Raw genomic sequence first — 25022 nt, 5'->3', positions numbered from 1 at the left:
GGTTCCGTGACGGCAAGCCAGGTGCACAAGACGACCCTCCGCAACGGCCTGCGGGTGGTTTTCGAGCGCCGGCCGGACTCGCCGCGTACCGCGGTCTGCGTCCACTACGGCGTCGGGTACCGGTCCGAGAGGCCCGAACGGGAGGGGTTCGCCCATCTCTTCGAGCATCTGATGTTCCGCGGCAGCGCGAGCCTGCCGCCGGACGGTTTCTTCGCGCACATCCACCCGCTGGGCGGTCGGGCCAACGGCACCACGCACCAGGACTACACCGACTACCACCAGCTCGTCCCGTCGGCGGCCCTGGAGCGCGCGCTGTTCAGCGAGGCCGACCGGATGCGGGCGCCGGTGTTCACCGAGGAGACGCTGGCCGAACAACTCGACGGCATCGAGGAGGAGATCCGCCAGGCGGTGACGGACCGGCCTTACGGGGGACTGCCGTGGCCGCTGCTCCCCGGCGTGGTCTTCGACCGCTTCGCCAACGCGCACGACGGCTACGGCCGGGTGGCGCAGCTGCGCGACGCCACCGTCGCCGCGTGCGAGGAGTTCTTCGACGCCCACTACGCACCCGGCAACGCGGTCCTCACCGTGGTCGGTGACCACGCCCCCGAAGAGCTGCTGACGCTGGTCGAGCGGCACTTCGGTGACATACCGCCCCGCCCGTTCGCCCCCGCGCCGGAGCTGCGGGAGCCCGGTCTCGTCGCGGACCGGTGGCAGACGTGCACCGAGCCCGGAGTGTCCGCCGCGGCCCTCGCGCTCGGCTACCGGCTGCCCGACCCCCGGCAGGACATGACGGACTACCTGGCCCATGCCGTGCTGGCGGACATGATCAGCCAGGACGGTCTGGCGGGCCTCCAGGCGGTGTCGGCCGGCTGCGGGGTCTTCGGACCGCTCGACGCCGCGGATCCCGATCTCCTGGTCATCACCGCCCTCGTACCGCCGGCCGGCACACCGCGGCACGCGGTAACGGCGATGACCGAGCGGTGGGCGCACTGGCCGGACACGGCCGACCTCGGGCGAACGCTGCCGCAGGCCGTGCGGCGCCTCGTCACCCGGCACCACCGCGAGCACGCCGAGGCGTATCCGCGCAGCCGCGCTCTCGGCCGTCTGGAGCTGCTGTTCGGACGCGCCGAACTCCTCACCGAGTACCCCGCGTTGCTGGCCGGGGTCGGCCCGGAACAGGTCGCCGCGGCCGCCCGCCGCCTGGGCACGGCGCCCAAGGGGATCCTGGTCATGACCCCCGGGCCCACCCGGACCCGCCCCGCCCCCGTCCACGAGCCCGGCCCCGTACCGGCCACGACGGCGACCCCCCGCGCCGCCAACGCACCGGCGGCGTCAGCGACCGGGACCGCCACCACCACCGCGGCCACCACTCCCGCCACGGCCACCGCTGCCCGCCCGATTCCCCCGCTGGGCGTGCAGCCGCCGCCGAGCCACGGGCCCCGGCACACGGCCACGACGGCGGGCGGAACCGGCATCGTGGCCGTCCGGGACGACCGGGCCCCCCTGGTGGAGCTGCGGTTCCGGCTGCCGCTGGGCGCGTCGGGGTGGCAGCGCCCGGACGAGGTCGAGGCCCTGGTTCAGCTGCTGGCCGGGCGCGACCCGGCGGCCGCTCGTACGGAGGCCGAGAGCTTCCAACTGGCCACCGACGGCCAGTGGCTCGATGTCACCGGCTACGCCACCCCGGACACGACCGGTGCCTGGCTGGCGCGCCTCGCCGGCCTGGCCGCGCCGGTGCACGGCCCGGCGGCCCCGCCGACGCCACTGCCGCGCCGCCGCGATCCCGAGCAGGTGATGGATACCGCGCTGCGCCGTCACTGGCTGGGGCGGGCGCTCCCGGCGGCCGTCCCCGGCGACCTCGGCGCGCTGCACGCATCGGTCCTGCGGCGGGGCGGCGGCCGGCTGACCGCCGTCGGCGCTCTCGACCCCGAGCGGTTCACCGCCGACGCCGAACGGGCGCTGTCCGCCTGGTCCGCCGCGTCCCACGGCGCCGGGACCGCTCCGCCGGAATCCGGGACCGCCCGGCCGGGGAGAGCCGTACTGGCGCTCCACCACGCTGCCGCGCACGACGTACAGGTGACGCTGAGCGCGCCCGAACCCGCGGACGGCATCGGTGCGGCGGCCCGCTATCTGGCCACCGCGATAACCGGCACCCGCTACCGGTCCCACCTGCCGACGCGCACCCCCGGCACCGGTCCGGAACCCACGCTGTACGCCGCCCGCGACGTCTGCCTGGGCCTCTCCCGCGCCTACCTCAGGGCGACCCTGCCCGAGGCGGACGCGGCACCCGGTATCGCGGCCGTCCGGGAAGCGCTGCGGGCATCCCGTGCCGCTCCCGTCACCGAGTCCGAGCTCGAACCGGTCCGTACCTTCTGCGCCGCCCAACTGCTCGGCGCGTTCGACTCCCCGGCGGCCAAGGCCGATCTGCTGCGCGACGGCGCCTCCGCCGGCCGACCGGTCGACTGGGCGGAGCGCCTCCCGGACCTCCTGCGGCGGACGACGGCGGCGGAGGTCGACGCGGCGTGCGCCGAGCTGTTCCCCGTCGACGCCATGACCCTGGTCGTCCTCGGCAGGCCCGGTCCGGTCTCCGAGGTGGCTTCCGGGTGGGCCGCGGGGCTGGACGGTTAGGGGGCGGCTCCGGAAACTTGTCGATCGGTCGCCGCGGCGGTTCTTCCGCGCGGACCGGCCGGGCGCTGTCGGAGTCCGTACGACGGTGAGCACACTTTCCTGTCCGGGCCCTTCGACGAAGCATCGCGGGACGCCCGCTCGCGTCTCTCAGGGGCGTCCCGGTCTTGCGGCAGCGGCCCACCCTCCCGGGCCCGACGCACCGACGTCGGCGCTTGCGGCCCTGGCGTCGAGGTCTCCGCAGGTCACAGCCGCTTCCGCGGGAGAGAACGGCGGGGTCGGCGGCGCGCGGGGCCGGGCCGGGAGCAGGTCGGGGACGTGCCGTACCGGGGTGACGGGGTTCAGGCGACGGTGGCCGCGGATGCCGCGAAGCGGGTTTGCAGCCGCCTTTTCCGGGCGGCCGGCGGCCGGCGACGCTCACTGTGAACGGTCACCGACACGGGCTCCCGCCCCAGGTCAGCGATGCGGAGGGCCGGTGCTGCCGCCGGACGGGGGCGGGCGGCGGTCGTGAGTTGTCCACAGGCTCAGCGGGCGCACTCGCGAACTCGTACGCTTCAGGGATGGCTCTGGCGGACGTGGAAGTGGTCGTGGACATGGATGTGGACAGCGCGTCGGATGACGTGAGCGAGGCGGTGCAGGTGCTGCGCCGGGTGTTCGGGTACGACGCCTTCCGCGGCAGCCAGCAGGAGATCATCGATCATGTCATCGGGGGCGGCGACGCGGTCGTCCTGATGCCGACCGGCGGCGGGAAGTCGCTCTGCTACCAGATTCCCTCGCTGGTGCGCAGCGGTGTGGGCGTCGTGATCTCACCGCTGATCGCGTTGATGCAGGACCAGGTCGACGCGTTGCGGGCGCTGGGCGTGCGGGCCGGGTTCCTCAACTCGACGCAGGACCTGGAGGAGCGGCGGCTGGTGGAGGCCGAGTTCCTGTCCGGGGAGCTGGATCTGCTGTATCTCGCCCCGGAGCGGCTGCGGGTCGAGCAGACGCTGAATCTGCTGGACCGGGGGAAGATCTCGCTCTTCGCGATCGACGAGGCGCACTGCGTCGCCCAGTGGGGGCACGACTTCCGGCCGGACTACCTGGCCCTGTCGATGCTGCACGAGCGCTGGCCCGATGTGCCGCGGATCGCCCTGACCGCCACCGCGACCGACGCCACCCACACCGAGATCACCTCCCGGCTGCGGATGCCGGACGCCCGGCACTTCGTCGCGAGCTTCGACCGGCCCAACATCCAGTACCGGATCGCGGCGAAGAACGAGCCGAAGCGCCAGCTGCTGGAGCTGCTGCGGAGCGAGCACGCCGGGGACGCGGGGATCGTGTACTGCCTCTCGCGCGCCTCGGTGGAGAAGACCGCGCAGTTCCTGGTGCAGAACGGAATCGACGCGCTCCCCTATCACGCGGGGCTGGACGCCCGGACCCGTGCCGAGAACCAGTCACGGTTCCTGCGCGAGGACGGCATGGTCGTGGTCGCCACGATCGCGTTCGGAATGGGCATCGACAAGCCGGACGTCCGGTTCGTGGCACATCTGGATCTGCCGAAGTCGGTCGAGGGGTACTACCAGGAGACGGGCCGTGCGGGGCGTGACGGACAGCCGTCGACGGCCTGGCTCGCGTACGGGCTCCAGGATGTGGTGCAGCAGCGGAAGATGATCGACGGGTCGGAGGGGGACGACGCGCACCGGCGGCGGCTGTCCGCGCATCTCGACGCGATGCTCGCGCTCTGCGAGACGGTGCAGTGCCGGCGGGTGCGGCTGCTGGCGTACTTCGGTCAGCAGAGCGGCCCGTGCGGCAACTGCGACACCTGCCTCGCCCCGCCGCAGACGTGGGACGGCACGGTGCCCGCGCAGAAGCTGCTCTCGACGATCGTGCGGCTGCAGCGCGAGCGGGGGCAGAAGTTCGGGGCGGGCCAGATCGCCGACATCCTGATGGGGAAGAAGACCGCCAAGGTCATCCAGTTCGACCATGACTCGCTGAGCGTCTTCGGCATCGGCGAAGATATGCGGGAGGCCGAATGGCGGGGCGTGGTACGGCAGTTGCTCGCACAGGGGCTGCTCGCGGTCGAGGGTGACTACGGCACCCTGGTGCTCACCGAGGCGAGTGCCGAGGTGCTGCGCGGCGGGCGCGAGGTCCCGATGCGGCGGGAGCCGGAGAAGGCCCCGCGCGCGGCGAAGGCGAAGTCCCGGCGGGCGGCACCGGTGGATCTGCCCGAGGAGGCGCTGCCGGTCTTCGAGTCCCTCCGGGCCTGGCGGGGCCGCACCGCCAAGGAGCAGGGCGTCCCGGCGTACGTGATCTTCCACGACGCGACGCTGCGCGAGATCGCCACCGCCCGGCCGTCGAGCACGGCCGAACTGGGCACGGTCACCGGCGTCGGCGAGAACAAGCTCGCCAAGTACGGGCCGCAGATCCTGGACGTGCTGGCGGGGCGGGAACCGGACGGCGGAGCGACGGACGGCACCGCCTCGGATCCGGCGTCGGCGGGGTCGGCGACGTCGGGGTCGGCGTCAGCACCGCCGGCATCAGCATCGGCCTCGGGATCGGCTCCGGCTTCGGCTCCGGGCAGGTCGTCGGCGAGGGCGGGCAGGCCGGGGGCCAGTGCGTTCGGGGCCGGTGCGCTGGAGGAACCGCCGGAGGAGGAGGGCGTCCCGCCGGAGCCGGAGGACGACATCGACTGGTGAGCTGAGGAAGCCGAGGGCGCGGGAGAGGGTCAGGGCGGAGCCGGGGGCCCCGGCCGGTCCGGCGGCCGGGCTCCGTGGCCGGCGGCGGGGCCCGGTGCCGGTTCGGACGGGGGCAGGCGGAGGAGCGCGCGGGCACCACCGTCGGGGGCGTTGGTGAAGCGGAGGCCGATGCCGAGGACGGTGGCCTGGCCGACCGCGATGGTCAGGCCGAGACCGTGGCCCTTGCCGCGGCCGGGGGCGTCGGTCCGGAAGCGCTGCGGGCCGTGGTGCAGCAGTTCGTCGGGATAGCCGGGCCCGTGGTCGCGCACCTCGACGGTCGGGGTGCCCCCGGGCGGCGCGTCCACGGTGACCACGACCGGCGGCCCGCCGTGCCGGTGCGCGTTGATGACGAGGTTGGCGACGATGCGGTCGAGACGCCGCCGGTCGGTCTCGACGACCGGGTCGGCGGCGATCCGCACCTCGGTGTCGAGCCCGGTGGCCCGTACCGAGCGTTCGACCAGCGTGCCGAGTCCGTACGGGGCGAGGTCGGCGTGCTCGGTGCCCGAGTCCAGCCGGGAGATCTCCAGCAGGTCCTCGGTGAGCCGGTGCAGCGCCCGCAGCCGGTCGTTGATCATCTCCTTCGGACGGCCCTCGGGGAGCAGCTCGGCCGAGGCGAGGATGCCGGTGAGCGGGGTACGGAGTTCGTGCGCGACATCGGCGGTGAAGCGCTGTTCGGCCTGCAGGCGGCTCTGGAGCGAACCGGCCATCGAGTCCAGGGCCGCGGCGACCGCCGCCACCTCGTCATGGCCCGCCGGACCACGGGACGGCCGGTCGCGTGAAGGGCCGCGGGGACCACCCGCAGGACCGCCGCCCGGCACCGGACCCGGCCCGGCGCCAGGGCCGGGTCCCGCGGCGTCGCCGACCCGGGCGTCGAGGTCGCCCGCGGTGATCCGGCGGGCGACGGCCGCGGTCGCGACCAGCCTGCGGCTGATCCGCTGGGCGAGGAAGAGCCCGGCGAGCGCGACGGCGGTGGCGGCGAGCACGGCCGAGCCGAGGATGGCCGTATCGAACTTCTCCAGGGAGCGCTGCGTGGTGCCGTACCGCGTCCACACCGCCATGACGTGATCGCCCGCGGGCGCCGCCGCCCACATGACGGGCTGCCCCCGGTACGTCCCGACCATGCTGCCGCGATCGCCCTTGCGCACCAGCTGCCGCAGCGGTTCCGGGATGTCGGGTGGGTCGAGGACGGAGTTGATGCCCTCGCGCGAGGTGCCGTACTCGAAGAGGTCCAGCGCGGTGTCGAGGTCCGCGCGGGCCTCCTTGCGGACCTGGCCGACGGTCTGCCGCGCCACCGCGTTGTGGACGAGGACGCCGAGGACCGCGGCCACCGCGCAGCACACCGCCGTCACGGTCAGCGCGATCTTCCAGCGGAGGGAGACCGCCGGGCGTCTCACGGACCGCCGCCAGGGGGTGACGGCCGCACCGCGGCGGAGGGCGCGCCGGTGCGCCGGGAACCGGCGGTCCGCGTCCCCGCGCCCGGCGCGGCCGTCGGCTTACGGGCCTCGTCGAGGGTGAGGTCCCACAGGCCCATCGAGTCGCCGTTCCAGACATAGTCGGTGACGCTGACGTAACGCGGGTCCTCGGTGGGCTGGCGGACGGCGAGATGCCCGGCGGCCAGTTCGACTCCGGCCAGCACCCCGCGCACGAACAGCACGCGGGTGACGACCTGGTCCCGGACGCTGTAGACGCGCAGTTCGCTGGTGCGGCGGTCGAGGTCGACGACGGTGATCAGGTCGGGCTTGCCGCTGTCGGTGAGGTCGTACAGGAAGGGGCGGCGCACGGTTTTCGGATCGGGTGGCGGGCGTCCTTCGGCGGCCAGGTCCGCGTCGAGGACGGTGAGCGGGTCCGCGGCCGCCATATCGCCGCCGGGGATGCGCGGCACGCCCGGTACGGGTTTGAGGGCGGCCGGGTTGTCCTCGCGGTTCGGCGGCGCGGGCGAATACTCCGGCCACAGTGCGAGCGGCGCCTTCACCTCCCTGGCCCGTCCGTCGCTCTTGAGCCCTTCCAGGCTCGCGCATCCCGACCCGAGAGCGAGCGGCACCAGCACGGCAAGGGAGGCCAGCGCCGCCCGCGCCCGGCGTCGCCGCATGCTGCCACCGCCTTCCCGGGCGCACCGGCCGGCCATCCGGTGCGGGCCGCACGCCTCTCGTATGCGTCACGCCTGCCGCGTCCGGTGCGCGCGATCGTCATGCCCGCCGCACCCGTCAGATCTGTCGCGCCTGCCGTGCCGTGTGCCGCGTCCAGCAGTGCATAGCGGAACAGAACATCACCAAATTACCCAAGACGGCGGAGGAGGGAATCTCCAGAGGGCCATTCCGACGGCTGCCCGGCCGACGGCCGGAACGGCTCTCCCGGCGGCCGGGCTGGCTGTCAGCCCGACCCGTGTCCCGGCGGACGCGCCGGCCGGATGCACCGATGGCGGTTCCGGCCGCTGTGGTGATGACGGTCCCGTTGGCGATCCCGTTGGCGGTTCCGGCGGCCGTCCCGGCAGTCGTTCCGGCGCCCGTTTCGGGGCGTTCCGGTAGTCGTTCCGATGCCCGTTCCGGGGCGTTCCGGCGGCCGTGCCGATGGTGTTCTGTGACACGACTGACCGTAGAGATCTTGGTGACTGTTACACAACGGACGGATCGCCGTTAAGGACGCTCCATAGCGTTCACCCTGTCAGCAAGCCGCCGTCCACGGCCCGTACCGGGCTCCGGGCCGCGCGGCCATCAGCACCCAGGGCGGCAGCAGCCGCCGGCAACGAGGAGTACCCATGCGGGCCCAGCGCCGCTCCGTGATCCGTTCCGCCACCGTCGCGACCGGCGCACTGGCCGCGCTGCTCCTGCCGATGGGCGCCGCCTTCGCCGCCGACTCCACCATGCCCACGGGCGGCCGGACATCGATCATGCTGCCCGACGACGGGCTGGCCGGAGTGGCCGAGCGGGTCGGCCACCTGCCCAAGGCCGCACTGATCGGCGGCGCGAGCGCCCTGGCCGTCGCGGGCGTCGGCATCGCCTGGCGCCGCCGGCGTCACGGACACCTGACCGTCCGCACGCATCAGGCACACCAGGGAAGCCACGCGTAACACGCCTGAACGGGACCCCGGCCCCGCCGGATCCCGGCGCCGTACGGCCACCACCGGCCGGCCCGCGCCCACTCGGCCCGCAGCCCCTCAGCCCCGGCCCCGGGCCTGCCTGCGCCTGCCACCTACCGCCGGTCACCGCTCCCCACCGCTCCCCTCCCCCGCCAGCCGCTGCACCTCCGCGTACCCCGGCACGCCGTACCCCGCCCCGGCCGCCCCGCCCGGCTCCTGTCCCGTACGGACGGACTCCGCCGCCGCCAAGGTGGCCCCCAAGGCCGTACGGAAGAGGAGCGAACCGGTGCTGATGCGGCGCACACCGAGTTCCGCCAGACAGCTGACGGTGTGCCGTCCGGGGGCGAAGAGGATGTTCAGCGGGGCCGGGACCGCGGCGACCAGGGCCGATACGTCCTCGTCCGCGACGACGCCCGGTACGAAGATGCCGTCCGCACCCGCGGCCAGATAGGTCTCGGCGCGCGCGAGGGTCACCGACAGGGGCGGCGGAGCGTCCACCAGCCAGTGGGTGTCGATGCGCGCGTTGAGGAAGAGCCCCGGCACCCGTTCCTTGACCGCGCGGATCAACTCGGCCTGACAGGACGGGACTTGCAGCCCGCCGCCGCCCGGCAGCCCGTCCTCCAGATTGATGCCCGCCGCGCCCGCCGCCGCCACCTCGGCCGCCAGCCCGGCGACACGTTCGGCGCCGCCGCCGAACCCGCCCTCGATGTCCACCGTGTACGGGCACGGCAGCCGCTCGCCGAGCCGCCGCGCCAGAGCCAGCGTCGCGTCCCCGACCTCGGCGAGGCCCTGCCCGTCGGGCAGGCCGTGGGCCGCCGCGACACCCAGACTCGTCGTGCCGATCGCCGCGTACCCGGCACCGGCGAGCGCGACGGCCGAGGCGACATCCCAGGCGTTGGGCAACAGCAGCGGTCCGTCGGCGTGATGCAACGCGTGGAAGACGGACGTGTGGGAGACGGACGCGCAGGTGCCCGGCTCTCGGAAGGCGGGCTCGCGGGAGGCGGCGGAAGCGGGGCCGGAGGTGCTCATACAGGCACCGTAGGGGTGGCACGTTTCGGTGGCCGCCGAAGCGTCGCGGCGGACAATGGACCCATGACGAACAGGGCATACAGCGCCGAGCTCGCCCAGCTGGCCGGACTGCTCGCGGACCGCACCCGGGCCACGTTCTGCCTGGCGCTGCTCGACGGCCGGGCCTGGACGGCCGGTGAGCTGGCGGCGTACGCGCAGGTGGCGCCGTCGACCGCGAGCGAGCATCTGAACCAGCTCACCGAGGGCGGACTGCTCGTCGAGCGGCGCCAGGGCCGGCACCGTTACGTCCAGCTCGCGAGCCCGCTCGTCGCCGAGCTGCTGGAAACCCTGACCGCCCATCTCGATCCGCCGGCCGTGCAGCCGCGCGGGCTGCGCGCCGCCAACGCGTCCGCGGCGCTCGCCCGTGGCCGCACCTGTTACGACCACCTGGCGGGGCGGCTCGGTGTGGCCGTCACCGACGCGATGACCGGGCGCGGGCTGCTCGACCAGGAGGGCGGGTTCGCGCTCACCGACGCGGGCCGCGCGTGGCTCACCGACGACCTGGGGATCGAACCGGCCGCGCTGCGCGCCGGACGCCGGCCGTCGGCCCGCGGCTGCCTCGACTGGACCGAGCGGCGGCAGCATCTCGCGGGCGTGGCCGGCGCCCGGCTCTGCGACCGGCTGCTGGACCGGCACTGGATCCGGCGGATCGGCACCGGCCGCGCCGTACGCCTCACCCCGGACGGCGCGACCGCACTGCACGACCTCCTGGGCCTCGACGGCCACGCGGCGGGCCTCATATGAACCGGGGGATCCGACGCTTACGAGCGGACCCGCCGCGTACGAGTGGACGTGACGCGTACGAGCACGTCCGACCCGAACCTGCAGATCCGACGCGGACCAGTCCGTCCGCTGCGACCCGGCGGACCTGACGTGACCCGACGTACCCGGCGTGAGCCAACCGACCTGGCGTGAACCAGCGGACCCGGCGTAAACCGGCCCCCGCAGCCCTCCACCCCCTCAGCAGGCACACCAGCCCCGCCCGCCGCCGTCAGGACCCCCCGCACTCCCCCGGCCGCGCGTACACCGTGATGCGGGCGCCGTGGACCTCGGTGCTGCCGCACACCACGAACGCGTCCCGCAGCGTGGTGCGTTTGGCGATTTCCTGGTCGTTGCCGTCGAGGGGCTGATCGTCCGGGTCGCCGGCGACGACGATCCGGCGGGCGGTCAGCATCCGGTCGCGGATCGTGTCGCCGGACCGCTCGGTGCCGTAGAGGGTGTGCGAGGCCACCGGCCCCTTGGCCAGCGCGAGGTCGGTCAGACCGCGGAACTGATGCGGCTCCACCGCCGACCAGACCCGGCGGCGGGCGGGCATGAACAGCAGCCCGTCGCCCGGCCGGGCCACCTCGCGGACGGCCTGGGCGACCGCGGTCACGTCATCGACCCGGCTGTCCGGGCTGCGCAGATGGACGTCGACGGGCAGCAGCGCCGCCAGGACCAGCACCACCGCCATCGTCCACCGCAGCCGCCGGCCGCGGGTCTGGCCCCGCTCACCGGCCGGCCGCAGCAACCGGGCCAGCGCGGCACCGGCGAGCAGCGCGAAGCCGGTCACGTAGTAGAGGACGTAGCGGTCGACGTAGGCGGGCTCGACGTGCGAGAGGAGGAGCAGGAGGAGGGTGGGGAGCAGGAGGAGGGCGATGCCCATCGCGCGCAGGCCGATCGGGCCGCGGGAGCGCACCGGGACCCGGGCGCAGGCGATACCGGCGACCGCGAGCACCGCGAAGGTCAGCAGTTGGACGGGGTCCGGCCACATGAGCCAGCTGACCTGCGCCGACTGCCGGACACTGAAGATCGCGAGCGGGGCCAGACCGGCGAGTACGGCGGTGGCCGACAGGAGCCAGGAGCGCCGGACGCCGCGCGGCAGCCGCGCCAGGACCAGCGCGGCACCGTGCGCCGGCAGTGCCAGCGCGGCGAACTCGTGCAGCAGGCAGGCGACCAGCATCAGGGCCGTATAGCCGAGCCACAGCGCCCGGCGGGGCCGGGCGGCGGCCGTCACCAGCAGATATGTGGCCCAGACGACCAGCGCGCAGACCATCGCGTAGGAGCGGCCCTCCTGCGCGTACTGCTGCACGACGGGGATCAGCGCGAAGGTGATGCCCGCGAGCAGCCCCGCCCGCCGCCCGACCAGCCGTTGGCCCAGCAGCGCGACGCCCGCCGTGGCGGCCGTCATCGCGGCCACGGACGGCAGCCGCAGGCCGATCACCGGGCCGAGGAAGCCGTCGAGGGTACCGTCGTAGACGACGAACCAGACGTGCATCAGCACGTAGTACAGGCCGTGCACGACATCGACGTGCTGCAGCGTCGGCCACAGGTCGGCCAGGCTGCGGTGCGCCATGTCGTAGGTGACGGCCTCGTCCCGCCAGATGGCGTCCTGCCGCCGGATGCCCCACATGCCCAGGAGCAGCATCAGCCCCGAGGGCGTCAGCACCACCGCGCACCGCGCCGCCCACGCGCTCCGGGCGGGCACGGCGGACGCGTACGTCTTCTGTGCTTGCGCTACGTCGATGACGGACTCCGAGGACGAACTCCGGTGGCGAACCGGCGGACTTCGATGGCCTGCTGGGACGACCCGATCCGACGGCCTGCGGCGGTGGACCGGGACGGGGCCCGGCTCCCCGGGGCCGGGCGGCGGTCGCTCCGGACCGGTGGCCCGGCCCGGAGCGACCCCTGGTCAGCTGATGCGCGTCAGCTTCGCGCCGAACGACGGCTCGACCAGATCCTTCTGCAACGCCACCGGCACCTTCTGCACGCTCTCGCCGTTGCCGACCGTCAGGACACCGATCTCGGTACCGGCCTTCGCCGTGTGCGGGACGGCCTTGCCGCCGTCGCTCATGGAGAAGGTCGCCTTCATGCCGGGCCATCCGACCGCCTTCAGGTCCTTGGTCGCGACGACCGGCGTCCGGCCGCCGAGCCCGTCGTCCACGTAGCCGACGACCTGGCCCTTCTTCACCACGGTGTCCGAGACCAGCGCGTCCCGCACCGCCTTGATCACCTTCTCGCTGTTCTTCAGGGCGAGCGCCAGGTGGGCGTTGGAGTCCTTGCTGGTGGTGCGCTGGTCCATGGTCACGCCGAGCAGCGTCTGCGTCTCACCGCCGACGGTGCGGTACGCGGCCCACATGAACGCGCCGCCGGCCGCCGAGCTCGAACCGGTCTTGATACCGCGCACCACGCCCGGCATCGTCGTGAGCAGGCTGTTGTTGGCGTACAGCGTCTCCGGCAGACCATCGATCTTGACGTTCTCCATGGCGACGATCTCCCGGAAGACATCGTTCTTCATCACCAGTTCGGCCAGCTTGAGCTGGTCGGCGGGGGTGCTGACGGTCTTCTCGTCCAGGCCGCTGGGGTCGGTGTACGTCGTCTTGGTCATCCCCATCTTCTTGGCGGCGTCGTTCATCTTCTTCACGAACGCCTCCTCGGACTGGGCATCCCAACGCGCCAGCTGGCGGGCGGCGTTGTTACCGGACGGGATCATCAGCATCTGGAGCATCTGGTACTCGCTGAACTTCTGTCCCTCCTTGACCGGCACCCGCGACTCGTCCCCCTTCTTCGAGTCCGCCTCCGCCTTGGCGTCTATCGTGATCGACTCGCCCTGCTGCTTCTTCTTCAGCGGGTGGTCGCGCAGGATCACATACGCGGTCATCACCTTGGCGACGCTCGCGGTCGGTACCGGCTTCTCCTGGCCCGACGTGCCCAGGCTGCCCACGCCGACGACCTCCGCCGTGGCCTGCCCCTGATCGGGCCAGGGCAGATTGAGCTCGCCGCCCTTGAAGGTGAACGCGGCCTCCGCGCCGACGGCCAGCTTCGGAGCCGGCACCGGGCGCACCGCCTGAACGACCACGAAGATGATCGCCAGCAGGACGACCAGCGGGGTCCAGATCTTGAACCGGCGGACGGTCGTACGCAGCTTGGTCTCGGGCGGCGGCGGGGTGTTGGTGAGCTTCGCCAGCAGGTCGAGCGGCGGCAGCGGCTGCTGCCGGGTCTGCTCGGAGTCGGGCAGCGCGCCGGACCCAGCCTTCGGCTGGGCGGCCGCGGAGGCTCCGGTCGCGGCGGTGCCGGGGGCAGTGGTGCCGGGGGCAGTGGTGCCGGGGGCAGTGGTGCCGGGGGCGGCCGCGGTGGCTCCGGTGACCGCGGCGGACGGCTTGGCGCCGGATGCGGCGGCCTTGTCCTTCGCGGCGGGGGCCGACTCCTCGCCGGTGTCCTTCTCCGACGCCTTGTCCGACGCCTTGCCGGGGGCCGTGGCCCCGCCCCAGCCGGGCGCCCGGTCCGCCGTCTTGCCGAGCGACCGCTCCGCCGCACCGGTGTCCGTCGACTTCAGCGCCACGAACTGGCTGGTCCGCTCGGCATCCCGCTCGGCCGCACGCGATCCAGCCGCGGCCTTGGCGCCGTCGCCCTTTACCTCGTCGGCCTTGGCGCCGTCGGCCTTGGCGCCGTCGCCCTTGCTCTGGCGGCTTTCCTTGCCCTGAGCCTCGTCCTTGCCGTCCTTGCCGTCCTTGGCCTTGGCCTTGGCCTTGCTGTCCTTGCCTTCGCTGCTCTTGGCTTCGCCGGATCCGGACTTGGACGTCTTACCGCCGTCCACGGGCTTGGCGCCGCCTGCGGGCTCGGCGTCGTCGGCCCCGGGCTTGGGACCGTCGGACTTGCCGCCTTCGGGCTTGTCGCCAACGGGCTTGTCCCCAACAGGCGGCGCGATCTTGAAGATGGCGGTCGGCTGGTCGACGGGCTGCTCCGCCTGCTCCTCGGTGGTGCCGCCCCCCTTCGCCGTCCCGTTCGCCTTGGTCTTCGCGATAGTGAACGTACGGGTTGCGGTATCGACGGACGCCTCATCGGCGGCACCCTCGGCCCGCCCCGCGCCGGCAGCCTCGTCCTCACCCTTGCCCTGGCTCAGACTCTGACCCGCGCTCCGCCCCTTGTCGCCGCTCTTCTGCGCGCCGAGCGTCGCGAACACGGCCGTCGCCTTGTCCACAGCGTCCGGTGCGGGCTCGTCGCCCGGGACGCCGCCCTTGGCCCCGTCCTCAGCCGCGCCCGCCGACTTGGCGCCGGCACCCGGCTCGGCCTCCGCCCCGGACTTGGCCTCCGCCCCGGACTTGCCGCCGCCCGCAACCACGGCCGCTTCCGCGTCCGCAGCACCGTCCACGTCCGCAGCCCCGTCCGCGCCGGCATCGCCGTCCGCGCCCCCGGCGACCGCCGCCTTCGCACCGGCCTTCGCGCCGTGCTCCGCACCGGCGGTCACAGCTGCCGGCTCGCCCTTCGGCCCAGCCTCCGGTCCGTTCTCCGGAGTGGCCTCCGCCTTCGCTTCCACCTTCTTCTCAGCCTTCTTCTCAGCCGTCACCGCGGTCTTTGCTCCCGGCTTTGCGACGGCATCCTCGTCGCCATCCCCGGCCATCCGAGCAGCGTCCACCGGGCCACCGGCCCCGCCGTCGCCGTCCCCGTCGTTCCCGTCCCCGCCGTCCGCGGTGGCCGTACGCGCGGCCGTGGCGCCCCGCGGGCGATCACCGCCGCCCGGGGTCGCCACAGCGCCCACAGTGGCCCCCTGAGCCGCCTCAGGCCCCTGCGCGGACCCGTCGGCCGGTTTCCCGGCCTGCGTCTCGTCCGGCTCCCGACGGAAGACCGCCAAGCGCGGATCCTGTTCACTCCGCGCCGTCTCCCCCGACGGCTGCTTCCTGTCCGACTTGTCGGGGGACTCGCCCGCCACCGATGTCTCCTTCGTACGTCGTACTGCTGCCTGGCCCAGTGTTCCCAAGTGTCCTGTGTTCGCGGGGCGGCACCCCGCCGCCACGCGAACCATTGGCCGCCGCGCCCCACGGAAGGCGTCGCCGACGTGCTAGACGAGCACGACATACCTACAGGTTCCCTACCGAACCCCCCACGCACTCTCGACAGATGAATGTGAGAGGGGTCACCCTGTCATTCATCCACGCGGGGAGGCATGGATGGGCAGGAGCCGCAGAACAATTCCGGAGGAGCTTCTGCTGCTCGCTTTGGACCCGACCACGGGCACCACAGCGCAGCCGCAGTCGCTCGACCTCGGCCTGGCCGGGGCCCAGCTAGTAGAGCTGGCTCTGGCAGGACGGATAGCCCCGGACGGGGATCGTATCGCCGTGGTGATGCCACGGCCGACAGGAGATCCGACTCTGGACTCCGCGCTCGAACTGCTGCGCCGACGCGGCAGTCCGGTGCGGGCGGTCCACTGGATCGGCGGGCCCCGGCTGGGGCTCCGCCAGACGTATCTCTCGCATCTGGAGCGGTGCGGCATGGTGCATGCCGTGGCGGGACAGATGTGCGGGGTACTGCCGACGACGCGCTATCAGGCGACGGAGACGGCCATCAGCCGGGAGATCAGGGCCCGGCTGGACAACGCGATCCGCACCGGCGTACCGCCGGACCCGCGGACCGCGGCGCTCGCCGCGCTGGCCCATGCGGTCGGGCTCGGCAAGCATCTCTACCCGGGGAACGAAGGGCGCTCCTCGCGCTCCCGTCTCCGTGACCTGATCCGGCACGACCCGATGGGCGGGCTGGTCGCGCACGCCGTCATGGATGTGCAGAACGGCGCCGCCGCACAGCCCCGGCGGGCCCAGGCCGCGGGTGCGCCCCCGGGACCGGGTCCGGGACCAGGGCCGGTCCGGCAGCCGGCGGCCCGTGCCACGGCGGACGCGGCCGGTGTGCCGCTCCAGTCGCGGCACGGCCACGGCAGCATGGCCCGAGTCGGCGCCCGCTGACGTACGGCACCGCGGCGCCGGGCATCAGGTGCACCACCCGCATCACGGACACCCCGGCACCGCGTCCGCCCTGACCGCACCGACCGCACCACCGTCCCCACCATCCCGTTCGGGAGCCGCGGCAAGAAGCGCGGGGTGGCGGGCCGGCCGTTCCGGACGACGGCCGTTCCGCCACCCCGCGTGCGCATGCTCGATTGCCTTCTGTGTGCATTTCACTGCGCAGCGTCTACCTGGAGTGGCACTCTGCTGAGCAAGAACAGAGAGCAGTACGGAGCCGGAGGTGCACGTCCCGTGGCGTCCAACGTCAATCCCACCGTCAGGCGACGCCGGTTGGGCCAGGAGCTGCGCAGGCTCCGGGAGCTCAAGGGCATGACGGCGGAAGAGGTGGCCGAGCGTCTGCTCGTTTCCCAATCGAAGATCAGCAGGCTGGAGAACGGCCGCCGCAGCATCAGCCAGCGCGATGTCCGTGATCTCTGCGGTGTCTACGAGGTGGACGATCACCGCATAGTGGATTCGCTGATGCAGATGGCCAAGGATTCGCGGCAGCAAGGCTGGTGGCACGCGTTCGGTGACATCCCGTACAGCGTCTACATCGGCCTGGAGACCGAGGCGGCCTCGCTGCGGGTCTACGAATCGCTGCTGGTGCCCGGCCTGTTGCAGACCCCTGGCTATGCCGAGGCGGTGATCCCCGGCACGGTCCCGGAGCTGGCGCCCGACCAGTTGGACAAGCGCATCCAGGTCCGGATGCGGCGCCAGGAGCGGGTCAATGACCCCGATCGCCAGCTGCGGCTGTGGGTGGTGCTGGACGAGAGCGCGCTGCGGCGGGTGGTCGGCAGCCATCTGATCATGCGCGAGCAGCTGGAATATCTCGTCGAGGTGAGCCTGCTGCCGCATGTGACCGTCCAGGTACTGCCCTACGACACCGGTGCGCACGCCGGGATGTCGGGGACGTTCTCCATTCTGGAATTCGACGATGCCGCCGATTCGAGCGTGGTCTACATCGAGGGTGTCACCAGCGATCTCTATCTGGAGAAAACCAACGATGTGCACAAGTACACGATCATGTACGAGCATTTGCGCGCACAGGCGCTGAACGCCGACAAGAGCCGGCAGTTCATCGCCGATACGGCGCAGTTGCACGCGGATGCCGCGGGGTAAGGCGAGACCGCGGTGAGGGCGAGGCGGGGAGGGGCCCGGGACGGGCCGAGGACGGGTCGAGTGCGAGGTGAGAGGGCCGGGCGCGGCTGCGGGTGAAGGCATCCCGACGAAAAGGGCCGCACGGTACACCGGGGTCACCCGCCTTGAAAAGAGATCAGGGAATACGCCATTCGGACGGGTGAATACCCCCTGTCGCCAGTGGTGTTGGCGCGTAGCGTCAGCGCTACCGAATCCGCGGCAACTCAGAATGAGTCGGAGTGAACATGGTTATTCAGCCCAATTCCGCATTCTCTTGGACGAAGTCCTCGTACTCCGGTGGCAACGGCGCCTGTGTGGAAATCGCCGTCCCGACCACCGAAGCCATTGCGGTACGTGACTCCAAGGACCCCGACGGTCCGCGTCTCACGTTCGACAACTCCGCGTGGAGCACCTTCGTCTCGGATGTCGCCGGTGGCGCGTACCCCCTCGCGTGATCTGACCTCTCACCTGACGCAGTTCGCGTAACCGCACCACAGATACGGGCCCTCTCGACTGGATCGCCGTCCCGGCCGAGGGGGCTCGGCCATGTCCGCCGACGGCCGGGCACCGGGTTCGAGCCCGTCACACCGTACGGCCGTCATTCCGTACAGCCGCCGCGCCGAGCGGCCTCCCGTACCCGTCGGCCTCCCGTACCGGTCGGCCTGCCCGCTCAGCGCAGTTCGGCGACGTACCGGTCCGTCCCCGGGACGGTCGGGATGAACGGCGCCACCAGCTCCACCCGGCCCAGCCCCGACCGCTCGACATCGGCTCCCAGGTCCGCGAAGTGCGTGGCCCAGCCGTCGCGCGGGTCCTCCTGGAGGAACCACAGCAGTGTCAGCCGGGTGCCGACCCCCTCGACCTGCTTCACATACGCCATCCGGTCCGCCGGCAGCGGTGTCGGCCGGAAGACGGTGACCATCGCGGCCGGTGAGCCCGCCAGGCGTCGCGGCAGCCGCCGGGTGCGGAGCCACTCCAGCAGTTCGGCCCGCTGCTCGGGCCCGTCCGCGTCGATGACCTCCAGGACCAGCCCGGCGTACGGGTGGTCCAGCGCATGGAAGTCCCGGGGGCCCGCCGCGCCGTCCCGGTAGACCGTCGCCGCATGGTCCTGGAAGGCCGTGAAGACATGCGTACGGCCCTGGTAGACGCGGCCGTCCCGGTGGAGGCGCTTGTTGATGCCGACGGTCCACTTCATGTGCGCGTCGTAGCGGCCCTCGGTGACCCAGTACGTGGAGAGGTAGCAGCCCGCCGTGACGGGCCGGGCGACCGCGGACCGCTCCGGGTAGCGCAGCAGTTGCAGTTCGCGGGTGGCAACCCAGCGGCGGCCGGCGAATATCCACGGCATCGCCATCGCACCCGCGATGTAGTGATCGTCCTCGTACCAGCGGTTGTAGGCGTATTCATGGCCCGGATGCGGTTCGACCATGGTGATCAGCGCATGCCCGGGGTGCACGCCGTACGGGCCGATGGCCGCCAGGTCGGCGTAGAGCGCGTCCATCTCACCGGGCTCACGCGTCTCATCACACGGCTTGCGCGCCTCCCTCGTCCCGCCCGCTCCGCTCGCCTCGTCCGTCTTGGCTGCCTCGTCCGTCCCGACTGCCTCGTTCCTGATGTCTTCCGTCATGACAGACAGGTGTAGCTGACGCATCGTCAGAATGGGAGGGTGCGAACTTGGCCGGACCCGGCCCGAACGCCGAGCAGGGCGGAATGGCTCAAAGCTGAATCAAGCGGATGAAAAGGCCAATCGGCTCACCATGCGGGCACCCCTGCACAGACGCAGCACGGCCGCCTAAACTCGCTGCACACCACAACTATCGCCGGTCGACGCAGCATCTGGCGCGTAGTACGAGCGATTGGAGCCGCCATGCCGGACGCGATCCCCGCCGCCGCATCCGTCCCCGTCCCCCAGCTCGCCGCCCGCGCGGCGCGTACCGGCAGCTCGCCCGTACGGGACATCCTGGCGCTCACCGCCCGCCCCGAGGTCATCTCGTTCGCCGGTGGCCTGCCCGCGCCGGAGCTGTTCGACGCGCCGGGTATCGCGGCGGCCTTCCAGCATGTGCTGACGGAGCACCCGCGGCGGGCCCTCCAGTACTCCACCACCGAGGGCGATCCGGCGCTGCGCGCGGCCGTCGCGGCGCGTACCACCGCGCGCGGACTGGCCACCGCTCCGGACGATCTGCTCGTCACCACCGGTTCGCAGCAGGGCCTCTCGCTGCTGTCCACCGCGCTGCTCGAACCGGGCGATGTGGTGCTGGTCGAGGACCCCTGCTATCTCGCGGCGCTCCAGATATTCTCCTTCGCCGGCGCCCGGGTGGTGCCGGTGCCGACCGACGACGAGGGCCTGGACCCGGCCGCGCTGGACGAGATCGCCACCCGCGAGCACCCCAAGCTGCTCTACATCGTGCCGACCTTCCAGAACCCGACCGGCCGGACGCTGTCCGCGGAGCGGCGGGCCGCGGTCGCGGCGGTGGCCGCCCGGCGCGGGCTGTGGATCGCCGAGGACGATCCGTACGGTGAGCTGCGTTTCGAGGGCGAGCCGGTGCCGTGGGTCGCCTCCTTCCCGGGCGCCGAGGACCGTACGGCGCTGCTCAGCTCGTTCTCCAAGGTGGTGGCGCCCGGTCTGCGGCTGGGCTGGCTGCGCGCTCCGGCCGCTCTGCGGCGCGCCTGCATCATCGCCAAGCAGGCCGCCGATCTGCACACCTCGACCGTCGACCAGGCAGCGGCGGCCCGGTACCTGGCGGTCGAGGACCTGGACGCGCATCTGGTGCGGGTCCGCGACGCGTACCGCGAGCGGCGCAACGCCTTGGTGGACGGACTGCCCGCCGCGCTGCCCGAGGGCTCGCGGTGGAACCGTCCGGCCGGCGGAATGTTCGTGTGGGCGACGCTGCCCGAGGGGTACGACGCGACGGCGCTGCTGCCCGAGGTGGTCCGGCACGATGTCGCCTACGTCCCCGGGGCGCCGTTCTTCGCCGGGCCGCCGGATGCCGCCGCCGCCCGGCTGTCGTTCGTGACGCATTCGCCGACGGAGATCACCGAGGGGCTGGGCCGACTGGCGGAGGCACTGCGGGGCGCTCGCCGGGAGGGGTGAGGCGCCCGGGTCCAGGGAGCACCCACACACTGCTGTTGGGCGACGTCCCGCGGCTGCTCGCGCGCGTCCGGCACACCCCCACCCGTCCCGCGGTGCCGCGTGGGGCCGGATCGCGCGGGGCGTGCCCGGCGCGCGAGGCGGCAGATCATCCGGTCCCGCCCCGGACGGGACGGTCCTGTCCCAGGACGTCCACCCCGGGACAGGACGGCCGACGGACGGACATCCGGACTGACGGACGAGCACCCCTGGCCTTCCCGACGCCTCCAGGCTTACTCTGACGGCCCGTCAGACCGCCCCCGGAGCCCGGGAGATACCCATGCTGCTGCGCGACAAGACCGTCATCGTCTCCGGCGTCGGGGCCGGACTCGGCCACCAGGTCGCGGCGGCCTGTGTGCGGGACGGTGCGACGGTGGTCCTGGGAGCCCGTACGGAGGCGAATCTCGCCGCGTCGGCCGCGCGGATCGACCCCTCGGGCGCGCGCACGGCCTGGCGGGTGACCGATATCGGCGACGAGGCGCAGTGCGAGGCGCTCGCGGCGCTCGCCGTGGAGCGGTTCGGGGGCGTCGACGCGGTGATCCATGTCGCGGCGCTCGACTCGGTCTTCGGCGGCCTGCGGGACGCCGACTTCGACTCCTGGCGCGCGGTCGTGGACGTCAACCTCTTCGGCACACTGCGGATGACCCGCGCCTGCCTGCCGTCGCTCACCGCGCGCGGCGGCGGGTCGGTGGTGCTGATCGGCACCCAGTCGTCGGTGGCCGCGCCCTCGCAGGTGCAGCAGGCGGCGTACGCGGCGTCCAAGGGCGCGCTGGTCTCCGCGATGTACTCGCTGGCGCGCGAGCTGGGCCCGGACCGGATACGGGTCAACACCGTGCAGCCCGGCTGGATGTGGGGCCCGCCGGTGGCGGCGTACGTACGGTTCACGGCGGATGCCGAGGGCGTACCGGAATCCGAGGTACTCGGCCGGCTGACCGAGCGGATGGCGCTGCCCGAGCTCGCGACGGACGCGGACGTGGCCGAGACCGCGGTCTTCCTGGCCTCCGACCGGGCGCGCGCCATCACCGGCCAGTCCCTGCTGGTCAACGCGGGCGAGCTGATGCGCTAGCCGCCCCTTCCGCCCCCTCCTTCGAGGAAGCGCGTATCCATCGGTGCGCAGCGGCGCCTACGGGCCGGTCGGTGTTCGGCGGCGCGTACGGGCGAGTCGGCGCATCCGGGCAGGTCGGCGCGGACCGGCACGTCTGCGCGTACGGGCAAGTCGGTGCGGACAGGCGGGTCGGTGCGTACGGGTATGCGGGTGTAGCCGGACAACTCGTTACGTACGGGCAAGCGGGTGCGTACGGGCAGACGGCGCCCGGCGAAGTGTCCGCTCATCGTGTGTTCGGCGTCATGTTCGGGACAACGCCCAAGCGGGTCAAGAGACGGCAAAATCGTTCGGTTAGCTGATCCCTGTTCATATCCATGACCCTTCATGCTCTTGACCGGTCCGCTCGTTGAGCGGTTCAATCCCCCAAGTCCCCGCTCCTGTGCGGGGATACCGCCCCACAGGACGTCACGGCGAAGTGATCCACGTTCACAAGGCGGACCCCTGGAGGGGGCATGAACAGTCTCGACTGGGCCGTGCTCATCGGCTACTTCGGCGTGATGATCGCGATCGGTGTGTGGTCGCACCGGCGGGTGGACGACGTCGGCGACTTCTTCACCGCGGGCGGCAAGATGCCGTGGTGGCTGTCCGGCATCTCCCACCACATGTCCGGCTACAGCGCGGTGATGTTCACCGGCTACGCGGGCATCGCCTACCAGTACGGCATCACCTCCTACGTGACCTGGTCCTTCCCCATCGCCATCGGTATCGCCATCGGCGCCAGACTCTTCGCGGGGCGGCTGAACCGGCTGCGCTCACGGCTCGGTGTCGCCTCGCCGCTGGAGTACCTCAAGGACCGCTACAACCTGCCGACGCAGCAGGCGCTCGCCTGGTCCGGTGTGCTGCTGAAGATCGTGGACGTGGGCGCCAAATGGGCCGCCATCGCCACCCTGTTGTCCGTCTTCACCGGGATGTCACTGAACCAGGGCATCCTCATCACCGGCGTGATCACCGGCATCTACTGCACGGTCGGCGGGCTGTGGGCGGACGCGCTCACCGAGCTGGGCCAGTTCGTCATCCAGTTGCTGGCGGGTGTGGCGATGCTGGTCACCGTCCTGGGTGAACTGGGCGGCTTCAGCGCGCTGTGGACCGTATGGGACAAGCTGCCGGACACCCACACCCAGCCGACCGTCGGCCCGTACACCCTCACGTTCCTGCTCGCGTATCTCTTCATCAAGACCTTCGAGTACAGCGGCGGCATGTGGAACCAGGCCCAGCGCTATATGGCCACCCGCGACGCCCGGCAGGCCAAGCGGTCGGCGCGGCTGTCGGCGGCGCTGTGGTTCGTCTGGCCGCTGGTCCTCTTCTTCCCGATGTGGGCCGCGCCCCTGCTGGTCAAGGCGGCGAAGCCGGACGCCTCCGACTCGTACGCGCTGCTGACCGAGCGCCTGCTGCCGCACGGTCTGCTGGGCCTGGTGGTCGTCGGCTTCTTCTCGCACACGATGGCCATGTGCTCCTCGGACGCCAACGCCATCTCCGCGGTCTTCACCCGCGATATCGCGCCCGCACTGCCGAAGCTCGGCGCGAAGGCCCGCACCTGGTCGCACAAGGCGGGGCTGCTGGCCGCGCGGCTGTCGACGGTGTCCTTCCTGGCGCTGTCGATGGCCATCGCGACGCAGGTCAACTCCCCCACGTTCAAGGACATCATCACGGTCGTCATCAAGTGGGTGGCCGGACTCGTCGGGCCGATCTCCATCCCGTTCCTGCTCGGCATGCTGCCGGTGTTCCGCCGGTCCGGTCCGACGGCGGCCCTGGTGTCCTGGGCGGCCGGCCTGTTCGCCTTCTGGCTGACGAACTACGGACTGGACGGCGTCCAGCTGCAGATCCAGATCGTGTCGCCGGTCGCCACCTCGCTGGTGCTCTTCGTCCTGATCGGGTTCCTCAGGCCGGAGGACACCCCGGAACGGGATGCGCTGCTGGCGCGTATCAACTCCGGTGGCGACGGGGACGGAGACGGGGAGCGTGGTGACGGTGCGGCCGCGGGGGCGGCCGCTGTCGCGGGGGATGCGCCCAGGGGGACGTGACGGGCGGGCGGATCCGGTCAGGCGCGCGGGTACCGGGCGAGCCAGCCCGGTGCCGAACCGGCCGGGCTGTGCAACGCGGCCCCCTGCGTCATCTCCATCGCGAAATCGTCGGCCAGCTGCAGGATCGTGTCCCGGCCCTCCAGCTCGACCAGCCACACCGGCGGCAGCGCCGTCTCGCCGTGCAGCGTGCCCAGCAGATTCCCGCAGATGGCACCGGTCGAATCGCTGTCTCCGCCGTGGTTGACGGCGAGCAGCAGCCCGTGGCGGATGTCCTCGGCGACCAGCGCGCAGTACACGCCCATCGCCAGCGCCTCCTCCGCCGTCCAGCCCTCCCCCAGCGACTCCACCCGCTCCGCCGTCGGCGCGCCCTGCCGTACGGCGGCGAGCGCGCGCTGGAGGGCTTCGGTGGTCTCCTCGTGGCCGGGGCGGGCGGCCAGCTGCGCCAGCGTCTTCCGCACGGCGCCGTCGAGGTCCTCGCCACGGGCCAGCGCATGGCTGATGACCGCGAACGCGCCGGCCGCCAGATAGCCGGTGGGGTGGCCGTGCGTCTGCGCCGCGCACTCGGCGGCGAGCTGGAAGACCAGCTGCGGCTCCCAGCCGACCAGCAGACCGAACGGCGCGGAGCGCATCACCGCGCCGCACCCCTTGGAGCCGGGGTTCTTGGGCTGGTCCAGCGTGCCCATCGTGTCGTCGCCGAGACCCGACAGACAGGCCCGGCCGGGCGCCCTCCGGGAGTACAGCCACTCCTCGCGGGCGAGCCAGCCGTCGTCCTTCTTGCGCTCGTCCGGGCCCCAGTCGCGCTGGGTGGCGGCCCAGCGCAGATAGGCGCGGTGGACGTCGGTGGGCGGGTGCCAGGCGCCGGTGTCGCGGCGCACCTGGGCCCGGATCAGGCCGTCCACCGTGAACAGGGTCATCTGGGTGTCGTCGGTGACCGCACCGCGCCGCCCGTAGGCCGGCACGTAATCCGTGACGCCCTCCTGGCCGTGCGCCTGGCGGATCGCGGCCAGGGAGTCGAATTCGATCCCCGCGCCGAGCGCGTCGCCGATGGCGCCGCCGAGCAGGCAGCCGCGCACCCGGCTGCGGAAGTCCTGCTGTTCGGCGCGGCCCCAGATAGCGGTGTTGTCTGCCGCTGCGCTCACTGCGCCCCTCCCGAAGCTCGCCTCGTCCCGGGGGCCCGGCGGGCTCCCTTGGCGCAGCACTGTAATCGACCACGACTGATCGGTTCGGGGTCGGCGGCGTATTGCGCACAGTCGCCCGGGAGACGGTTTCCGATCGGTAAACAACCGGCGGGTAACCTTCACCGGTCGCCCACCGGCCGTCGGCAATCTCCACCGGCCTTCACCGGCCCGTCGGCCCGATCGGCACCAGGTGGCGGTGCGGTACCCCGGCCGGGGGCGGGCGGGCCG

The 25022-nt window shown here is 72.6% G+C and carries 17 protein-coding genes; 10 read left to right on the top strand and 7 right to left on the bottom strand.

The window, feature by feature from the left end:
- The first annotated feature begins 6 nt into the window (after positions 1 to 6).
- A complete protein-coding gene (locus tag IH09_RS39800) occupies positions 7 to 2625 on the top strand; it encodes an insulinase family protein (RefSeq protein WP_205380305.1) in 2619 nt (872 codons plus the stop codon).
- 590 nt (positions 2626 to 3215) lie between these two features.
- On the top strand, positions 3216 to 5297 hold the full coding sequence (recQ, locus tag IH09_RS11695; RefSeq protein WP_110952230.1) for a DNA helicase RecQ: 2082 nt from the start codon (positions 3216 to 3218) through the stop codon (positions 5295 to 5297).
- A gap of 29 nt (positions 5298 to 5326) precedes the next feature.
- Here recQ and IH09_RS11690 read toward each other — a convergent pair whose 3' ends face one another.
- Together IH09_RS11690 and IH09_RS11685 are read right to left on the bottom strand one after the other, a co-directional pair.
- On the bottom strand, positions 5327 to 6730 hold the full coding sequence (locus tag IH09_RS11690; protein WP_052856095.1) for an ATP-binding protein: 1404 nt from the start codon (positions 6728 to 6730) through the stop codon (positions 5327 to 5329).
- Positions 6727 to 7425: a hypothetical protein gene (locus IH09_RS11685; RefSeq protein ID WP_240151105.1), complete on the bottom strand. Its 699-nt coding sequence runs from the start codon at positions 7423 to 7425 to the stop codon at positions 6727 to 6729. Before IH09_RS11685 ends, IH09_RS11690 begins: the two co-directional genes overlap by 4 nt.
- Positions 7426 to 8091: 666 nt before the next feature.
- On the opposite strand from IH09_RS11685, the gene IH09_RS11680 reads away from it, so the two are divergent.
- On the top strand, positions 8092 to 8403 hold the full coding sequence (locus IH09_RS11680) for a hypothetical protein (protein WP_052856094.1): 312 nt from the start codon (positions 8092 to 8094) through the stop codon (positions 8401 to 8403).
- A 132-nt stretch (positions 8404 to 8535) separates the two neighbouring features.
- On the opposite strand, the gene IH09_RS11675 is transcribed toward IH09_RS11680, so the two are convergent.
- Positions 8536 to 9441, bottom strand: a complete 906-nt coding sequence (locus IH09_RS11675) for an isocitrate lyase/PEP mutase family protein (RefSeq protein WP_110952223.1) — start codon at positions 9439 to 9441, stop codon at positions 8536 to 8538.
- Positions 9442 to 9504: 63 nt separating this feature from the next.
- Between IH09_RS11675 and IH09_RS11670 the strand changes: the two genes are divergently transcribed.
- Complete coding sequence (locus IH09_RS11670; RefSeq protein WP_052856093.1) at positions 9505 to 10224, top strand: ArsR/SmtB family transcription factor; 720 nt, start codon at positions 9505 to 9507, stop codon at positions 10222 to 10224.
- Positions 10225 to 10471: 247 nt separating this feature from the next.
- Here IH09_RS11670 and IH09_RS11665 read toward each other — a convergent pair whose 3' ends face one another.
- Positions 10472 to 11887, bottom strand: coding sequence for a glycosyltransferase family 39 protein (locus IH09_RS11665; protein WP_205380332.1), 1416 nt, complete (start codon positions 11885 to 11887; stop codon positions 10472 to 10474).
- A 264-nt stretch (positions 11888 to 12151) separates the two neighbouring features.
- On the bottom strand, positions 12152 to 14989 hold the full coding sequence (locus tag IH09_RS11660; protein WP_318279431.1) for a serine hydrolase: 2838 nt from the start codon (positions 14987 to 14989) through the stop codon (positions 12152 to 12154).
- A 418-nt stretch (positions 14990 to 15407) separates the two neighbouring features.
- Here IH09_RS11660 and IH09_RS11655 point away from each other — a divergent pair, with 418 nt between their 5' ends.
- The 3 genes from IH09_RS11655 (at position 15408) to IH09_RS11645 (ending at position 17824) form a co-directional block, all read left to right on the top strand.
- Positions 15408 to 16193, top strand: a complete 786-nt coding sequence (locus IH09_RS11655; RefSeq protein WP_052856090.1) for a GOLPH3/VPS74 family protein — start codon at positions 15408 to 15410, stop codon at positions 16191 to 16193.
- Positions 16194 to 16484: 291 nt separating this feature from the next.
- A complete protein-coding gene (locus IH09_RS11650) occupies positions 16485 to 17351 on the top strand; it encodes a helix-turn-helix domain-containing protein (protein ID WP_052856089.1) in 867 nt (288 codons plus the stop codon).
- Positions 17352 to 17614: 263 nt separating this feature from the next.
- Positions 17615 to 17824 (top strand): DUF397 domain-containing protein, encoded by a 210-nt coding sequence (locus tag IH09_RS11645; RefSeq protein ID WP_052856133.1) that lies wholly within the window; start codon positions 17615 to 17617, stop codon positions 17822 to 17824.
- 215 nt (positions 17825 to 18039) lie between these two features.
- Here the strand turns inward: IH09_RS11645 and IH09_RS11640 are convergent, their stop codons facing one another.
- Positions 18040 to 18864: a hypothetical protein gene (locus IH09_RS11640; RefSeq protein ID WP_052856088.1), complete on the bottom strand. Its 825-nt coding sequence runs from the start codon at positions 18862 to 18864 to the stop codon at positions 18040 to 18042.
- A 366-nt stretch (positions 18865 to 19230) separates the two neighbouring features.
- On the opposite strand from IH09_RS11640, the gene IH09_RS11635 reads away from it, so the two are divergent.
- From IH09_RS11635 to IH09_RS11625, 3 genes are all read left to right on the top strand, one after another.
- Positions 19231 to 20454, top strand: a complete 1224-nt coding sequence (locus IH09_RS11635; protein ID WP_052856087.1) for an aminotransferase-like domain-containing protein — start codon at positions 19231 to 19233, stop codon at positions 20452 to 20454.
- A gap of 316 nt (positions 20455 to 20770) precedes the next feature.
- Positions 20771 to 21556 carry an SDR family oxidoreductase gene (locus IH09_RS11630; protein ID WP_052856086.1) on the top strand — a complete coding sequence of 262 codons (786 nt, stop codon included), beginning with the start codon at positions 20771 to 20773 and terminating at the stop codon, positions 21554 to 21556.
- Between the two features lie 491 nt (positions 21557 to 22047).
- Positions 22048 to 23616, top strand: coding sequence for a sodium:solute symporter family protein (locus IH09_RS11625; protein ID WP_052856085.1), 1569 nt, complete (start codon positions 22048 to 22050; stop codon positions 23614 to 23616).
- Positions 23617 to 23633: 17 nt separating this feature from the next.
- Here IH09_RS11625 and IH09_RS11620 read toward each other — a convergent pair whose 3' ends face one another.
- Positions 23634 to 24755, bottom strand: coding sequence for an ADP-ribosylglycohydrolase family protein (locus tag IH09_RS11620; protein WP_052856084.1), 1122 nt, complete (start codon positions 24753 to 24755; stop codon positions 23634 to 23636).
- Positions 24756 to 25022: the final 267 nt, after the last annotated feature.

Origin of the sequence: Streptomyces celluloflavus (assembly GCA_000720995.1) — a bacterium.
In the GTDB taxonomy this organism is placed as follows: domain Bacteria; phylum Actinomycetota; class Actinomycetes; order Streptomycetales; family Streptomycetaceae; genus Streptomyces; species Streptomyces celluloflavus.
The sequence above is the reverse complement of the archived record's forward strand: the minus strand, read 5'-3'. Positions and strand labels throughout refer to the sequence as shown.

What these genes read in the sequence shown, in the direction of transcription:
- recQ (WP_110952230.1), top strand. Translation starts at nt 3,216, where the DNA reads ATGGATGTGGACAGCGCGTCGGATGACGTGAGCGAGGCGGTGCAGGTG.
- IH09_RS11685 (WP_240151105.1), bottom strand. Translation starts at nt 7,425, where the DNA reads ATGCGGCGACGCCGGGCGCGGGCGGCGCTGGCCTCCCTTGCCGTGCTG.
- IH09_RS11680 (WP_052856094.1), top strand. Translation starts at nt 8,092, where the DNA reads ATGCGGGCCCAGCGCCGCTCCGTGATCCGTTCCGCCACCGTCGCGACC.
- IH09_RS11675 (WP_110952223.1), bottom strand. Translation starts at nt 9,441, where the DNA reads ATGAGCACCTCCGGCCCCGCTTCCGCCGCCTCCCGCGAGCCCGCCTTC.
- IH09_RS11670 (WP_052856093.1), top strand. Translation starts at nt 9,505, where the DNA reads ATGACGAACAGGGCATACAGCGCCGAGCTCGCCCAGCTGGCCGGACTG.
- IH09_RS11665 (WP_205380332.1), bottom strand. Translation starts at nt 11,887, where the DNA reads ATGCTGCTCCTGGGCATGTGGGGCATCCGGCGGCAGGACGCCATCTGG.
- IH09_RS11655 (WP_052856090.1), top strand. Translation starts at nt 15,408, where the DNA reads ATGGGCAGGAGCCGCAGAACAATTCCGGAGGAGCTTCTGCTGCTCGCT.
- IH09_RS11645 (WP_052856133.1), top strand. Translation starts at nt 17,615, where the DNA reads ATGGTTATTCAGCCCAATTCCGCATTCTCTTGGACGAAGTCCTCGTAC.
- IH09_RS11640 (WP_052856088.1), bottom strand. Translation starts at nt 18,864, where the DNA reads ATGGACGCGCTCTACGCCGACCTGGCGGCCATCGGCCCGTACGGCGTG.
- IH09_RS11635 (WP_052856087.1), top strand. Translation starts at nt 19,231, where the DNA reads ATGCCGGACGCGATCCCCGCCGCCGCATCCGTCCCCGTCCCCCAGCTC.
- IH09_RS11630 (WP_052856086.1), top strand. Translation starts at nt 20,771, where the DNA reads ATGCTGCTGCGCGACAAGACCGTCATCGTCTCCGGCGTCGGGGCCGGA.
- IH09_RS11625 (WP_052856085.1), top strand. Translation starts at nt 22,048, where the DNA reads ATGAACAGTCTCGACTGGGCCGTGCTCATCGGCTACTTCGGCGTGATG.